Below are 14,717 nucleotides of genomic sequence, written 5' to 3'. Positions count from 1 at the left end.
GCTGGGCGCAACCGGTCGCACCGGAAGGGATCCACCATGCTCTCAGACACCTCGCTTCCTGTCATCCAGGCAACGCTCCCCGTGGTTGGCGAGCACATCGAGGAGATCGCCAAGCGCTTCTACAAACATATGTTCGAGGCCCGCCCGGACCTTCTGGATGGCCTGTTCAACCGCGGGAACCAGGCGGACGGCCGGCAACAGCAGGCACTCGCCGGATCCATCGCGGCATTTGCCGGCATGCTCGTGGAGAAGCCGGATCAAGTGCCCGACCATCTGCTCTCGCGGGTGGCCCATAAGCACGTCTCGCTGGGACTTAGCCCGGACCAGTACCAGATTGTCCACGACAACCTCATGTGGGCGATCGTGGACGTGCTCGGGGACGCCGTTGCCCCCGAGGTCGCCGCTGCCTGGGACGAGGTCTACTGGCTGATGGCAAACCTGCTCATCAACAAAGAACGCGGGCTATACAAGGCCGTGCACCTCGCTCCCGAGACCATTTGGCGGACGTCGCGGGTGGTGAAGCGGATCCAGGAGACCGACGACGTCGTCTCGTTCGTCGTCGAACGGACCGACGAGCGCGACGTCAAGCCGTCCCTGCCGGGGCAATATGTGACCATCAAGATGACTATGCCCGACGGCGTGCAGCAGCCCCGGCAATACAGCCTGACCAAGGCCGACGACGGGCAGCACCGGCAGTTCGCGGTGAAGCGGGTGCATGGGCTCGAGACCCCCGACGGCGAGATGTCCACGCTGCTCCACGACGACGTCCAGGTGGGCGACGAGGTGGTGCTCTCGGCTCCATTCGGCGACGTGGTGCTGGAGTACACGGACCGGCCCCTCGTCATGGCCAGCGCCGGAATCGGCATCACGCCCATGGCCGGGATGCTGTCCCACCTCGTGCAGTCCGGTTCCCAACGACAGGTGATGCTCCTGCATGCCGATGACAGCGCGGCATCCTTCCCGCTGCGCGCGCAGGTCACGGAGGATCTGGCGAAACTGGCGGACGGGACCTTGAAGGCCTGGTTCCTGACTCCTACCGAGGCCGGCGAGGCGTCCGGATCCTCGTTCAGCGGTTTCATGGATGTCAGCGCGGTGGACCTCCCCGACGACGCCGAGTACTACCTCTGCGGCCCCCTGCCGTTCCTGAAGTCGGTCCGGAACGCCTTGATCGCCGGCGGCGTACCCGCCAAGGACATTCAGTACGAAGTGTTCGGCCCGGACCTCTGGCTGGCGGACTTCCAGCAGCCCCGGCTCGCTGTTCTGCCCGGGCCTCTTAGCTAGCGCGCCCGCCGTCGCCGGCCGAACGCCACAAACGCCGCCCCGAGCAGCAGCGCCCCGGCGCCGAGACCGGCCGCCGGCAGCAGCCCGCTTGCTCCCATGCTGGCCAACGGGTCTGTCCTGCCCGATGGCGTGCTCTCCGGAGCCGCGCCGCGCACCGTGATGGAGGCGTCCGACGGCGGGACGGGAACCGGCGCCGGGCCGGCCGGCTGAGCGTGGCCTCCCGGCTGCTGGGCGGGCGTTTGCCGAGAAGGGACTCCCGGCTGTTGGGGGGTCGCTCCCTGCGGCTGGGCGGCCGGCTGTTGGTCTGCCGGCTGCTGGGCTGGTGTTCCCTGGTGATGGGCGGGAGGCTGGTTAGGGGTACCGGCGGAAACGGCCGCAGTGTCGATGATGAAGGCTATTTCCGCCGCATGCGACGTGACCGTATCAATGAGCTGTGTGACCGTCAGCGTGTGCGCCCCGGCTGCCAGTCCCGCGGGGAACGGGGTGCTCCAACCGCCGGATCCGGCCTGCACCGGTCCAATGGGCGTCCCGTCCATGGCGACGCGCACAGTGGCGCCGTCGACGGCGGAGCCGGCGATGTCCGTGGGCAGTGCATTTTGACGGAGGTGGTTGCCCACCCGGATGCTCGACACAACCGGAACCGGCGGAATGACGGTATAGGTGACGGTCGTGGCGGGGCTGTCCGGCTCCCCGGGAGACGTGAGTACCGCCGTGACCGAGACCTTCCCGAAGACCGGCTGATCGGCGACCCTGATGCTCCAACGGCCGTCCAGACCGACGGTCCCGGACCCGGTGACATCGCCCGCCAGCACAACGGTCGCGCCGGGCATGCCGGTGCCGGCGATACTGTCCAGTGCACGCAGAGCGGTACCCGTCGGCGTCGTGATTCCGGGCGCCGGAAGTGGGGCTGGTTCGACGGTGGCAGTAAAGGACGCCGGTCCAGAATGGCTGAAGCCGTTCACGGTCTCCGCTGAAAAGGCCAGCTTCCCGCTCGGGACCGGTGCCCGGAAAGCCCAGTTCCCGGCAGCATCCACTGGGACGTCGAGTTTCTGCGCCCCAACGGTGATGCGGACCTTGGAATGCGGTGCCACTTCCGACGCGGGGGCCGCGGGAACGTGTCCTGTAATGAGCTGCCCCGCCGCCACCGTCCCTGAATTCGCCGGCGTCACGAGTTCAGGCTTATTCAGGAAGAGCTGAAGCTGCACGCCGCCGGGAATGTGGTTCAGCGCATCGTCCAGCGTCGTCGCTACGGCAAAGTTCTGCAGCGCGCCCTGGGGTTCGCCGGCGGAGTGCGTGCCGACGGCGAAGTTTCCGCTGATCCACGGGCCGCCGGAGTCTCCCCCGCTGGACTGGACGTCGTAGGACAGGAATCCCCTGAACGCCCGCAGATCTCCCGCTGCGCCAGTTCTTCCGCCCACGACGTAGATGCCGGTCTCGGCCACGGTGCCGCAGGACCAGCCTGTGGTCCGCCCGGAACGGCAGACGGCCTGCCCCTGGTAGGGCGCAGCGGTTCCGATGATCTTGACGGCGGTCGGGCCCGGGTTGGCGGGATCGGCGTTGGTGAACGTCGGCCCGTCGCCGCGCCATTTAGTCACCGACGGCTGGATCGTGAGGCCGGGCCGCAGGCCCTTGATGACGGCTATGTCGGTGCCGATGTTGCCGGGGTTGCCCTCAGAACCCGTGATGGGCGAGTTATGGGGTCCCCCGAACTGGCCGAACCCGAAGGTTCCCAGGGCTTTACGTACGGCCGGAAGGGGCGTCGTCGCGCCGCCGGCAGTCGCCGCAGTGGCAGGCTCGACGTCGGCCCGGGTCGCAGTCCCGTCTTCGGCACAGTGTCCGGCGGTCAGCACAAGCGGCAGGCCGGCCGGGTCGAAGGCTCCGAAGCCGGCAGAGCAAATAGTCATGTTGTCGATAACGACGCCCTGGCCGCCGAAGAAGTCCTCCTCGGTCTTGATGGCAGCGCCCTTTTCGAGCGCCACATTGGCGTAGCGGGACACGAAATCTGCCGCCGAGATCTTACCGGGAACCGGCTCGGCAACCGCGTCCCGACTGCCGGGCATCGGCGCCGCCGGGGCCTTGTCCTTGGCCTCGGGCGTGTTCGTACCGCCGGTGCGGATAATGAAGTGGCCGTCGGCGTAGGCCACCGCCTGCAACCCGGCCGACCCTACCTCACGCACGTAGGCCTGGAAGAGCTGCTCGGCACTGCCGGCGACGAGTTCGGGCGCCGCCGAGGCCGCGGCCGGCGAGGCTTTCCTCGCCGGAGACGTCGCACCAGGGACGGCCTCCAGCGTGAATTCATCCGGCCCGGACTGGTTGAGTTCGTTGGTCCGTGCCTGAAGCCCGGCGCCGCTGCCCTGGACGACGATCTTCCCGTCCCGCAGGACGATCCCGACATAGCCGGGCAGCGCGCGCAGCGAGGGTGCGGCGTCGGCGGCCCGCCTGGCCTGCGCGCCGGCGGCGTTGAATTGCTCAAGGGTCATGCCCAGATCCCGTCGGATCGCCTCGGCGAGTCCGGCGTCGCTGACGGCCGACGATGGGGTCGCAGCGGACGCGGTCGGCGAGACCGGCGTAGCGGGCGCCGGTTCCGGCGTGGGCGCAGCCTGGCTGACGCTTACCGATGGTTCAGGCGAAACTGTGGCCGCCCCGGCGGGGCCGTCTTCGGCCAGGGCAGGAACGGCGTAGAAGGATCCCGCCAGCGCGATGGCGGCAGCCGCCACCGCCCGCACTGTCAGCTGGTACTTCGGAGTCTTCACTCCGCTACCCTATCTGCCGAGTTTGGCCAGGATGGCCGAGAGCTCCTCTGGCGTCACGCCGTGGCGGAGCAAGTACTCTGCGGTGTTCAGGGAACGGACGAATTCCAGCAGGCTTTCGCTGCGGGATTCCAGCAGGGGTGCAAGGACGTCCTCGGGCAGGAACCGTTCATGGGGATGCGGGACCGCCGAGATCCGGTGGTGCTCATTGATGCCCCGCATGGCGCGCTGGTAGCCGCCCGCAATGGCCTCATCGCCGTGCCCGGCAAGGTCCTGCAGCATGGCGGCGATCATGCCGCTCCGGTCCCGCCCGGCCGAGCAATGGATGACCACACCCCCCTCCGCGGCGGCCACCGCCTTGAAGACGCCGGCCAGCAGGTGCGGGAACAGCCTGGCGTTGTCGGCATAACAGACCGGGTCGTTCAGGTAGGGCACGCAGAGCTCGCGGAATTCGCTGTTGTCCGGGTCTTCCGTGGGGGCCAGCACGACGTCGAACCCGGCCAGGGCCGTCTCCGGCACCGGCGGGTCGGTTTCCCGGCGCCGGATTTCGGCTGCGTTGCGGAGGTCGACGACGGTCCGGATGCCGCGGCGGTACGCCTGCCGCCAGCCGCACTCCGTCAGCCATTCACGGCGGCCCATGCGGTACACGTCCCCGGCCACATGCCACGCGTTGACCGCCCCGTCCCACTCCATCGCTCCGGGCACGGTCTGCTGTTCGGCTTGGCCACCGGGCGCGGCAGGAATGGTCATCTTGACAGCTAAGCACACGCCCAGTCGCAGATCCACGGCGGGCTTCGGGAAAGTCATGCACAACGGGACCATGGGCATGGCGCGGGTTCACGGTCCGGCATAAGGTGGCCGTAAACCCGGATTTCCGCCGTGCTCTCTTCAGCTCGCCGGCCGCCGGGACCGACACCTTCGCGGCGCGTGGACTGAACCTACGTGCTACTGAGGGGAACACCATGAGAATCGTGAATTTTCGACGCCGGCGAACGGCCCTGGCGGCCGGTCTCGCAACCCTGGCAATGGCGGCCGGGTTCGCAGCGGTGCCGGCGCAGGCCGTGGACAAGACCAAGTACATCGCGCTCGGGGACTCGTACGCCGCCGGGCAGGGGGCGGGGCCGTACCTGGATAATTGTTACCGGAGCGAGAACGCGTATTCCGAACTCGCTGCTGAGTCGAAGGCCATCAAACTGGTCACCAACGCGTCGTGCAGCGGCAAGACCACGCAGGACGTCGTGAAAAACCAGCTGCGCCAGCTGAACAAAAGCACGGAACTGGTGACCATCACCGCCGGCGGCAACAACCTCAAGTTCGGGGAAATCGTCACCTATTGCGGCGCTGCCTTGGCCGCTCCCACCGCGGCTGCGGCAGCGTTGTGTGACAAAGCAAGCGCCGACGCGACGGCCCTGATTGTCAGCGGACAACTGGCCCGCGACGTGGCCTCGATGATCCAGAGTGTCAAGGCTGCCGCACCCAACGCCAAGGTTGTTGTGACCGGCTACCCCTACCTCTACGATCCGGTCGTCCCCAACCCGGCCGATCCGATGTCCCTGTTCATCTACAAGGCCACCCGCCTGGCCAACGGACTAAACGACGCGATCGCCGCCGGGTCCGCCGGAGCGACGTACGTTGACGTCAAGGCCGCCTTCGCCGGCCACGGCATCAACTCGGCGACGCACGACCCGTGGATCAACCTCGACCTCGCAGACCCAACCAGCCCGGACAACTTCCACCCGAACGCTGAGGGCTACGAGGCGTACTTCGCGTCCCTCAACAAGGTCAATGCCTACTCGGCACCCTAGCGCCGCTTGGCCAACCTAAGCTCGAGGCCGTTGCGGACCATCGGCCATTCGTGCTCGAGGATGGAAAACACGACGGTATCCCGCAGCGCGCCGTCACTGCTGCGCGAGTGGCTGCGCAGCACGCCGTCCTGTTTGGCGCCCAGCCGGGCGATCGCCTCGCGGGACTGGTGATTGAGCCAGTGCGTCCGGAATTCGACCGCAGGGCAGCCGAGCGTTTCGAACGCGTGCCGCAGCAGCAGTAGCTTGGAGTCCGGGTTGGTGCCGCTGCCGTGCGTGGACGCGGCGTTCCAGGTGGAGCCAATCTCGACGCGCGGCGTATCGGCGTCGATGTTCATGTACGTCGTCATGCCGATCACGCGGCCCGGCCCACCCGTGGCGGGGTCAAGCAGCCGCGTGGTGAAGGGCAGCATGGCGCCGCTGTCCTGCAGGGCCAGGCGCCGCTCAATCTCGGCGGCCATGTGGTGCGGGTCGGGCACACTGGTGTACCAGAGGTTCCACAGTTCGCCGTCGCGGGCCGCTTCCACCAGGCCATCATGGTGGGCCAGGCTCAGCGGTTCCAGGACAACATACTTTCCGGTAAGCGTGGTGGATTGAATACGGTTCACTGGACCATCCTAGGTGCGGGACCAGGCGGCTTGCGGGATCATAGGCCGTCCGGGGCTGGTTCGGTCCCAATGCCGGGCCTTCTGGGTAGGCTGGGCCCATGATCACAGTCACCGGTACGGTCCGCTCCACCCTGGATGCCAGTAACGCCTTCGCATACCTCGCCGCTTTCGAGCACACGCCGGAATGGGACCCCGGGACGCCGGTGGTCAAGAAGCTCTCCGACGGCCCGGTGGCTGTGGGCCACCGCTATCACGCCGAAGCGGACTTCCGCGGCAAGCGGCAGACCCTGATCTACGAGGTCGTGGAGCTGGCAGGCAACGTTATTAAACTGCGCGGCGAAAACAAGTCTGTCATCTCCGTGGACACGATCGATGTAAAGCCTTCGGGACAAGGTTCCGAAGTCCGGTACACCGCTGAATTCCAGCTCAAGGGATGGCTCAAGTTTGCGGAACCATTCGTCAAGCCGGCCTTCCAGTCACTTGCGGCTCCGGCCATGGACGGCATGAAGAAGACCCTGGACGCGAGGGCATCGAAGTAGCCCGCGCCGGCCCGCCCAGTCGTTCAAGGCAGGGCCGGTAGTCCCGGCGCTCCGGTCAGTCGGTCCAGTCGAAGAAGCCCTTGCCGGTCTTGCGGCCCAATTCTCCGCGGGCCACCTTGTCGCGGAGGATCTGCGGCGGGGCGAAGCGTTCGCCCAGCGTGGACTGCAGGTATTCCGCGATGCCGAGGCGCACGTCGAGGCCCACGATGTCGGTGGTCCGCAGCGGGCCCGTGGGGTGCTTGTAGCCGAGGACCATCGCGTTGTCGATGTCCTCGGCGGTGGCTACGCCCTCTTCAACCATGCGCATGGCTTCCAGCGCGATCGCGACGCCAAGCCGGGAGGAGGCGAATCCGGGGGCGTCGTTGACCACGACGGCAGTCTTGCCGAGCCCCTCGACCCAGCCGCGGGCGGCCTGGGCCAGGGCCGGGGACGTCTGGTCGCCGAGGACCACTTCGATGAGCGTCGACGCCGGCACAGGGTTGAAGAAGTGCAGGCCCAGGAAGTTCTGCGGCCGCTTGAGCTCACGGGCCAGTCCGTTGACCGAGAGCGACGACGTGTTCGAGGCGAGATAGGCGCCGTCGGCGAGCCGTTCCTCGATGCCGCGGAGGGCGGTGACCTTCAGGTCCCAGTCCTCGGGAACGGCCTCAACCACGAGCTGCCGGCCGGTGAAGTCGTCGTAGTCCACGGTGACCGTCAGCCGGGAGACCATCTCGTCCAGGTTGCCGTCCACGGCGCCGCGCTCGATGCTCTTGGCCGCGGCGGACTCGACCCGTTCGCGGGCGGCCTCGGCCGAAGCCTCATCACGCTCGACCACCAGGACGTTGGCGCCCTTAATCAGGAAGGCGTGGGCGATGCCTGCGCCCATGCGGCCGCCGCCGAGCACCCCAACGAAGTTGGGAAGATTACTGGCGGGAAGTTCGGAGTTGCCCATGTCTATTTCTTCTTCTCTGATTCTTTGGCCGGCGAGAGGTCAGATTTCTTGCCGGATTTCTTGTCTGTCTTCTTGTCCAGAAAAGCCTGCATGCGGTCGAACTTGGCCTGGGATTCGAAGAGAATTCCCTGCGCCAGTTGGTCGATCAGGGGATGCGCCTCGGCCGGGGCGTGGAACACGGATTTGGTGATCCGGACGGCGAGCGGGTCCTGCGCGGCGATCCGGTCGGCGAGCTTGTGGGCCGCGGCCATCAGCTCGGACGGTTCATGGATTTCGGTGATGAGGTTGACGGCCAGGGCGCGTTCGGCGCGCAGCACGGCGCCGGCGAGCAGCATTTCCTTGGCCACCGGCTCGCCGACAAGTTCCTTGAGGCGCCAGCTGGCGCCGGCCGCGGCCAGAATGCCGAGGCCGGTTTCTGGGTTGCCGATCCGGACCGACGGGGTGCCGATCCGGAAGTCGGCAGCGTAGGCCAGTTCGGCGCCCCCGCCGAGGCAGAAACCGTCCAGGGCCGCGATGACCGGCATCGGCAGCTTGGCGATGCGCACAAAAATGGTGGAGTTGATCCCCTGCAAGGCGTCGTCCCGGCGGCGTTCGCGCAGTTGCCCGATGTCCGCTCCGGAGGCGAAGACCCCGTCCGCGCCCGCGATGATGAGGACTTTCGGCTGCTGTTCCAGATAGGCGCACACGGCATGGAGTTCATCGACCATCTGCTGGTCGATCGCGTTGCGGACCTCGGGCCGGTTGAGGATCGCCACCACACGGTCTTCACGTTCCTCGACCAGGAGGGTGCCGAAGGCGGACGGGTCGAATGCCGGGGCCGCCACTACACGCGCTCCAGCAGCATGGCCGTGCCCTGGCCGACGCCGATGCACATGGTGGCGAGGCCGATCTTGGCGTCTTCGCGTTCCATCCGGCCCAGTAGCGTGATGGCGATCCGCGAACCGGAGGACCCCAGCGGGTGGCCCAGGGAGATCGCGCCGCCGTCGCGGTTCACAATCTCCGGGTCGAGGCCGAGCCGGCGCATGCTGGCCAGGGACTGTGTCGCGAACGCCTCGTTGAGTTCGACGGCGCCGAGGTCACCGGCGCTGAGCCCGGCACGGTCGAGCACCTTCCGGGTGGCCGGGACCGGGCCGATGCCCATGATTTCGGGCTCACAACCGGCCGAGGCGCCGTCGATGATGCGGGCGCGCGGCGTGAGGCCAAGCTTCTGGATGGCTGATTCAGAGGCCACGATGATGGCGGAGGCGCCGTCGTTAAGAGTGGACGAGTTGCCCGCGGTGACGATCGAGCCGCCCTTGACGACGGGCCGCAGCCCGGCGAGGACGTCCATGGTGGTGCCGGCGCGGGGACCTTCGTCGGTGTCCACCACGGTCTCGCCCTTGCGGGTCTTGACGGTCACGGGGACGATCTCGTCGGCGAAGCGTCCGGCGGCGATGGCCGCGAGGGCGCGTTCGTGCGAGCGGACGGCGAAGGCGTCGGCGTCCTCCCGGGAGATGCCGTCAACCCGGCCCACTTCCTCGGCCGTCTCCGGCATGGAGTAGGTCATCTTGCCGTCCCGGGCGAGTTCGCCCTTGGTGAACTGCGGGTTGACGAACCGCCAGCCGATCGAGGTGTCGAACATTTCGCCGGGTTTGGCGAAGGCCGTCCGGGGCTTTTCCTGGACCCAGGGCGCCCGGCTCATGGATTCGACGCCGCCGGCGATCACGATGTCGGCGGCGCCGGACTTAATCATGTGGCTGGCCATGATGATGGCGCTGAGGCCGGAAGCGCAGAGCCGGTTCACCGTGATGCCGGGGATGTGGAGGGGCAGCCCGGCCAGGAGCGTGGCCATCCGGGCCACGTTGCGGTTCTCTTCGCCGGCACCGTTGGCGTTGCCGAGGATTACCTCGTCAATGGTGTCCGGGTCAATGCCGGCGCGGAGCACGGCTTCACGGACCACCAGTGCGGCCAGGTCGTCGGGGCGGACTGCGGAAAGGGCGCCGCCGTAACGGCCGACCGGCGTCCGGGCACCGCCAACAAGAAAAGCCTCGACCATGAGAACATCCTTCACCAAGAAAGCGGGGTCGGCACCAGAGTAATTTACCGACCGTTCGTTCTATAAAGATTACACGGCGGGGCAGGCGGGTCAACCGGATCCCGCCGCATTACGCGACGACGATGCCCAGATGAGTCGCGAGCAGCGGTGCCAGCAGGGTGAGCTGGTAGTCGTCGATCGCCAGGCCGGCCAGGCTGCCCAGGCCGCTGATCGTACGGAAGTCAGTGCCCCGGAGGTCGAAGTCCTTCAGCCGGGCGCCGGTGAAGTCGAGGGTGCCGATGGTGCAGTTTTTCAGGGCCACCCTGGTGGCGGTGCAGGAGCCCAGATCGAGCTCGTTGATGATGCAGTCGCTGATCTGGACGTCGGTGAGCTTGGATCCGCGCAGGTTCAGGTAGTCGAGCTTGCCGCCGTCGATCCGCACTGACTGCCAGCCGCTCTCATAGAGTTCCGCCGATCCCCAACGGGGGTTGCCGATCTCCACGTCGTGCAGGCTGGTCCGGGCGGCCGTGAAGACCGGGGCGTAGACCTCGGTAAGGACGCAGTCGCGGAAGGTGGCGCCGCGCAGCTGGGTCTCGTTGAAGGACACTCCGGCAAACTCACACTCGGCAAAGACCGTGCCGCTGAGCTCCAGTCCGTCGGCCGACGCCCGGCTGAAGCGGACGCCGTCGTACCTTTCTCCACCCCGGAAGTCCGGGGCCGGGTCATCCCGCAACTCCCCCGGCTGAACGGGCGCGAGCCGGGGTGCGGTGACTCTCGGGCCCTTGGCCGCCGCAGCGCGCCGGACCATCAGAGCGACTCGGCTTTGGCCGCGATTTCCGCCATGTCCTTCGCGAGCGCCTTGCGGGTGATGCGCATGCCGAGCGGACCGAACACGGTGAGCATGATCCTGCCCAGCCGGCTCGGGGTGATGAGTTCGGCGCCAAAAGTCAGCGTGAGGTCGGTGCCGCCGTCGCGGTCCACCACGGCGAAACGGGAGGTGTAACCGGCGCCGCCCTGGCGGGCGGTCACCGTGGTGCTGCCGGCGCGGCTCCGCACTGGTGCCTCACACTGGGCCACCCCCATCTCCACCGTTTCCGGGCGCCCCATCATGGTGCGGGTTTCCTTCCACCGGGTGCCCACGCCGTAGGGTCCGTCGGTGAGCATCTGGATCGAATCGATGCCGGACAAGGTTGCGGCGGAGCCGGGAATATCCGTCACCACGGCCCAGACCGACTCCGCCGGAGCATTGATGTGCTGCGTGAGCGTGGTCTTGTGGTCCATGACCACGAGCCTAGCAATCAATACGCACTCACTCTTGATTTAGTAAGCATGCTTTGTGTTAGTCTGAATGGACGTTGATTTTCTACCGGAAACGAAAGGTGGCCTACACCATGGGTGTCGGAGACAAGATTCAGAACGAAGCAGAGCACCTCGGCGGCAAGGCCAAGGAAGCGGCTGGAAACGCCACTGACAACGACCAGCTGCGGGCCGAGGGCCAGCGCGACCAGGTAGTAGCCGACGCGAAGAAGGTTGGCGAAAACGTCAAGGACGGTTTCAAGAAGGACTAATTCTTCAGTAAGAAGCGGCGCCGGACTTTCCTTTGGGGGACGACCGGCGCCGCTTTTTTTGTGTCCGCGCCTTGATGGCGATCCCTCCGGGCCGCCTTCCGGGCCTCCGGCCGGACATCCTGCAACAATGGCTCCCACCAGCCGACGGAGGAGACAGCATGGCACGGACAGCGGCAAACCGCGGCAAAGCAGCCACCCAGGATCTCAGCAACATCGACCTGAGCGCGGCCAGCGCCGCCGCCGGCGGTTCGCCGGTGCTGCGAGGCTATCTGGCGACGCCAGAGGGGGAAGGGCCGTTCCCGGCGGTCCTGATGATCCACGAGGTTTTCGGCGTCAACGACGTCACGGTCCGCCAGGCCGACCGGATGGCGGCGGCAGGCTACCTGACGCTGGCAGTGGACTTGTTCAGTGACGGTGGCGCCCGCCGCTGCCTCGTGGCCACCATGCGTGCGCTGTCGTCGGGCCAGGGCCGGGCCGTCACCGACCTGGCGACAGCCCGGGACTGGCTACTGAACTCCGGCCGGACCACGGGCAAGATCGGCGTGATTGGTTTCTGCATGGGCGGCGGGTTCGCTCTGCTGCTGGCTAATGACGGCTTTGACGCGGCGGCGGTCAACTACGGCCGGCGCCCGAAGGAACCCGACGAGGCACTGGCCGGCGCCTGCCCGATCGTGGCCAACTTCGGCGGCAAGGACCGCAGCCTGCCTGGCGAGGCGGCGAAGCTCGCGTCCGAGCTGGACCGGCTGGGCGTGGAGAACGACGTGAAAGAGTTCCCGCAGGCCGGGCACGGGTTCCTCAATGACGTGGAGACCGGCCCCAAGGCGCTGCGCCCGCTGTTCCGGGTCATGGGCATGAAGCCCGATCCGCAGTCCGCGCGCGAGGCGTGGCAGCGGATCGAGGACCACTTCGCTAAGCATCTCAAGCCCAACTGACTGGCAGCAGGGGCCGTTTTGAAGGGTCAAAACGGCCCCTGCTGCGAGCTACTTGGGTGGGTGGGCGACGTGTGTGCTGCAACCATGTCCATGGCCGACGTCGAAGGACACCCGAGGACCTGCCCGTCGGACGCCACGCGTGACGACGCTCCATCCCAGTTACTCGGTGCCGGACCCGGCTTCACCTCTACGCACCCCCATGATTGCGCGGGCACGTGGAGGTGCGACCGGCAGCAACCGGGCGGGAGCGTTACAGCGCCGTCGTAAGGGTGCCCGCGGGCCGTCCGGTTAGCCCGCGGCATGCCGCGCGCCCAGGCCGCGCGTACCCCGGTCACACCGCCGCGGTCCGCCCGGTCCGCAGGAGGGGCGCGAAGAACGCGGCGAGCTCCGCCGTCGCCGTCAGCGGCAGGACGTTGGCCACATACTGGTCCGGGCGCACCACCACCACAACGCCGCCGCGGTCGATGCCGCGCAGCTCGAAGATGTCCGCCGCCGGATCGGTGCCGTAGACCTTCTCCAGGTAGGTGAGCCGGAACGGGCCGACCTCCGGCTTGAACACGGCAGGGACGTTGCCGATATCGATGCCCGTGTGGTCCTGCTGGTAGATCACCTTCACGTCGAACCAGGCGTCGCGGTCGGCCCCTTCCGGGGTGGCGGCGAGGGGTGAGTCCGGTGCATTGGCCAGCCACGCGGCAAGGTCACCGGCAGGCGACAGCGCTTCCGCCTGTTGTCCCGGCGCCGTCCCGTCCGCGAAGACGTAGATGCGCCAGCGGCCGTCCGCCGCGGCCTGGTGGCCGAGCTGGACCGGATTTGTGTCGCAGACCCGCACCACGGGTGCGGACTTGAAGCGCTTGCCGACGGGAAAACCGGTGGCAAGCTCCTGGTGCGTCGCCTCGGCAACGATCATCGACGGCGAATATTCGGTCATGAAGCCCGCGGGGAACTCGGCGGTGCGCACGTAGAAGTCCTCGAGCTCGGAGGGGTTTTCAAACTCCTCCGGCTTCTTCGCCATGAGGGTCGACCACACCTTGTCGAAGTCGATGAGGTTCTTCGCGACCACCTGGCGCTCGGCCGAGTACGTGGAAAGCAGGCTCTCCGGACTGCGGCCTTCAAGGACGTGCCCGAGCTTCCAGCCGATATTGAAGCCGTCCTGCATGGAGACGTTCATGCCTTGGCCTGCCTTGGCGCTGTGCGTGTGGCACGCGTCGCCGGTAATGAACACGCGGGGCGTGCGGGTGCCGAGCTCTCCCGGGAGGACGTCGTCGAACCTGTCCGTGAGGCGGTGGCCCACCTCGTAGACACTGTGCCAGGCCACGTTGCGCACGTCGAGCGTGTAGGGGTGGATGATCGCGTTGGCCTTCGCGATGATCTGCTCGATGGTGGTCTTGCGGACGGCCCCGCGGTCATCCGCGGGGACCTCGCCGAGATCAACATACATGCGGAAGAGATGCCCGCCCTCGCGCGGGATCAGCAGGATGCTGCCGCCGTCGTGGGACTGGATGGCGCATTTGAGGCGGATGTCGGGGAAGTCCGTGGAGGCGAGCACGTCCATGACGCCCCACGCGTGGTTGGCCTGGTCGCCGGCCATGGTGCAGCCGGTCGACTCGCGCACCTTGCTGCGGGCGCCGTCAGCGCCGACCACGTATTTGGCCCGGACAATGCGCTCCCGGCCCTCGTCGGGACCGGCGGTGTGCGCGAGTGTCACGGTCACCGGATACTCGCCCTCGCCGGTGACCTCCAGGCCGCGGAACTCCAGTCCGTAGTCCGGAGTCATGCGGGCCGGGGACATGGCCATGAACTCGGAGAAGTAATCGAGCACGCGCGCCTGGTTGACGATGAGGTGTGGGAACTCACTGATCCCGCCCGGGTCGTCCAGGGTGCGAGCGCTGCGGACGATGTTCGAGGGGTCCGCGGGGTCCGGCTTCCAAAACGCCATCTCGGTGATCCGGTACGCCTCGGCAATGATCCGCTCGGCGAAGCCGAAGGCCTGGAAGGTCTCGACGCTCCGGGCCTGGATGCCGTCGGCCTGGCCGATGGCGAGCCTGCCCGGTCGGCGCTCCACGATGCGCGTGGTGACACCCGGGAACTGGGACAACTGGGCCGCGGCGAGCATGCCCGCGGGCCCGGAACCCACGATCAGCACGTCAACCTGCTCGGGAAGCTGCGTGGGCCTGTCGATGCCGACGCCGGCGGCCGGCTGGACGCGCGGGTCCCCGGATACGTAACCGTGGTGGTGGAAATGCACGGGCTTTCCTCACTTCGTTGTGTGGCGGCCTATCGCCGTCGAGTATT

Annotated in this window: 14 protein-coding genes; 5 read left to right on the top strand and 9 right to left on the bottom strand. The window is 67.4% G+C overall.

Translation table 11 applies throughout. The features are described 5' to 3' along the window. Nucleotides 1-36 precede the first annotated feature (36 nt). Entirely contained in the window at nucleotides 37-1,281 is a 1,245-nt protein-coding gene (locus AB4Y72_RS11045) for a globin domain-containing protein (protein ID WP_441426199.1), read from the top strand. Here the strand turns inward: AB4Y72_RS11045 and AB4Y72_RS11040 are convergent. Both AB4Y72_RS11040 and AB4Y72_RS11035 read right to left on the bottom strand, forming a co-directional pair. Continuing rightward, nucleotides 1,278-4,034, bottom strand: coding sequence for a hypothetical protein (locus AB4Y72_RS11040; RefSeq protein ID WP_441426198.1), 2,757 nt, complete (start codon nucleotides 4,032-4,034; stop codon nucleotides 1,278-1,280). The genes AB4Y72_RS11045 and AB4Y72_RS11040 overlap by 4 nt on opposite strands. A 9-nt stretch (nucleotides 4,035-4,043) precedes the next feature. After that, on the bottom strand, nucleotides 4,044-4,724 hold the full coding sequence (locus AB4Y72_RS11035) for a tyrosine-protein phosphatase (protein ID WP_441426224.1): 681 nt from the start codon (nucleotides 4,722-4,724) through the stop codon (nucleotides 4,044-4,046). 269 nt (nucleotides 4,725-4,993) lie between these two features. Between AB4Y72_RS11035 and AB4Y72_RS11030 the strand changes: the two genes are divergently transcribed. Further along, the gene (locus AB4Y72_RS11030) at nucleotides 4,994-5,836 is read left to right on the top strand and encodes an SGNH/GDSL hydrolase family protein (protein WP_441426197.1); all 843 of its coding nucleotides are present in this window, start codon (nucleotides 4,994-4,996) and stop codon (nucleotides 5,834-5,836) included. On the opposite strand, the gene AB4Y72_RS11025 is transcribed toward AB4Y72_RS11030, so the two are convergent. Beyond that, complete coding sequence (locus AB4Y72_RS11025) at nucleotides 5,833-6,441, bottom strand: GNAT family N-acetyltransferase (RefSeq protein ID WP_441426196.1); 609 nt, start codon at nucleotides 6,439-6,441, stop codon at nucleotides 5,833-5,835. The two genes, AB4Y72_RS11030 and AB4Y72_RS11025, sit on opposite strands and share 4 nt — an antisense overlap. Nucleotides 6,442-6,539: 98 nt before the next feature. Between AB4Y72_RS11025 and AB4Y72_RS11020 the strand changes: the two genes are divergently transcribed. Further along, nucleotides 6,540-6,980 (top strand): SRPBCC family protein, encoded by a 441-nt coding sequence (locus AB4Y72_RS11020; RefSeq protein ID WP_441426195.1) that lies wholly within the window; start codon nucleotides 6,540-6,542, stop codon nucleotides 6,978-6,980. 55 nt (nucleotides 6,981-7,035) lie between these two features. On the opposite strand, the gene AB4Y72_RS11015 is transcribed toward AB4Y72_RS11020, so the two are convergent. The 5 genes from AB4Y72_RS11015 to AB4Y72_RS10995 form a co-directional block, all read right to left on the bottom strand. Then, nucleotides 7,036-7,911: a 3-hydroxyacyl-CoA dehydrogenase family protein gene (locus AB4Y72_RS11015; RefSeq protein ID WP_441426194.1), complete on the bottom strand. Its 876-nt coding sequence runs from the start codon at nucleotides 7,909-7,911 to the stop codon at nucleotides 7,036-7,038. A 2-nt stretch (nucleotides 7,912-7,913) separates the two neighbouring features. Further along, nucleotides 7,914-8,735 (bottom strand): enoyl-CoA hydratase/isomerase family protein, encoded by an 822-nt coding sequence (locus AB4Y72_RS11010; protein ID WP_441426193.1) that lies wholly within the window; start codon nucleotides 8,733-8,735, stop codon nucleotides 7,914-7,916. Then, on the bottom strand, nucleotides 8,735-9,946 hold the full coding sequence (locus AB4Y72_RS11005; protein ID WP_441426192.1) for a thiolase family protein: 1,212 nt from the start codon (nucleotides 9,944-9,946) through the stop codon (nucleotides 8,735-8,737). Before AB4Y72_RS11005 ends, AB4Y72_RS11010 begins: the two co-directional genes overlap by 1 nt. 109 nt (nucleotides 9,947-10,055) lie before the next feature. Beyond that, entirely contained in the window at nucleotides 10,056-10,733 is a 678-nt protein-coding gene (locus AB4Y72_RS11000; protein WP_441426191.1) for a pentapeptide repeat-containing protein, read from the bottom strand. Then, nucleotides 10,733-11,206, bottom strand: a complete 474-nt coding sequence (locus tag AB4Y72_RS10995; protein ID WP_441426190.1) for an SRPBCC family protein — start codon at nucleotides 11,204-11,206, stop codon at nucleotides 10,733-10,735. Before AB4Y72_RS10995 ends, AB4Y72_RS11000 begins: the two co-directional genes overlap by 1 nt. Nucleotides 11,207-11,316: 110 nt before the next feature. Between AB4Y72_RS10995 and AB4Y72_RS10990 the strand changes: the two genes are divergently transcribed. Continuing rightward, on the top strand, nucleotides 11,317-11,493 hold the full coding sequence (locus tag AB4Y72_RS10990) for a CsbD family protein (protein ID WP_441426189.1): 177 nt from the start codon (nucleotides 11,317-11,319) through the stop codon (nucleotides 11,491-11,493). A gap of 158 nt (nucleotides 11,494-11,651) precedes the next feature. Beyond that, nucleotides 11,652-12,425 carry a dienelactone hydrolase family protein gene (locus AB4Y72_RS10985; protein ID WP_441426188.1) on the top strand — a complete coding sequence of 258 codons (774 nt, stop codon included), beginning with the start codon at nucleotides 11,652-11,654 and terminating at the stop codon, nucleotides 12,423-12,425. A 331-nt stretch (nucleotides 12,426-12,756) separates the two neighbouring features. On the opposite strand, the gene AB4Y72_RS10980 is transcribed toward AB4Y72_RS10985, so the two are convergent. Next, nucleotides 12,757-14,670 (bottom strand): FAD-binding monooxygenase, encoded by a 1,914-nt coding sequence (locus AB4Y72_RS10980; RefSeq protein ID WP_441426187.1) that lies wholly within the window; start codon nucleotides 14,668-14,670, stop codon nucleotides 12,757-12,759. Between the last annotated feature and the right edge of the window lie 47 nt (nucleotides 14,671-14,717).

This window comes from Arthrobacter sp. YAF34, from assembly GCF_052113245.1.
Classification (GTDB): Bacteria; Actinomycetota; Actinomycetes; order Actinomycetales; family Micrococcaceae; genus Arthrobacter.
The sequence above is the reverse complement of the archived record's forward strand: the minus strand, read 5'-3'. Positions and strand labels throughout refer to the sequence as shown.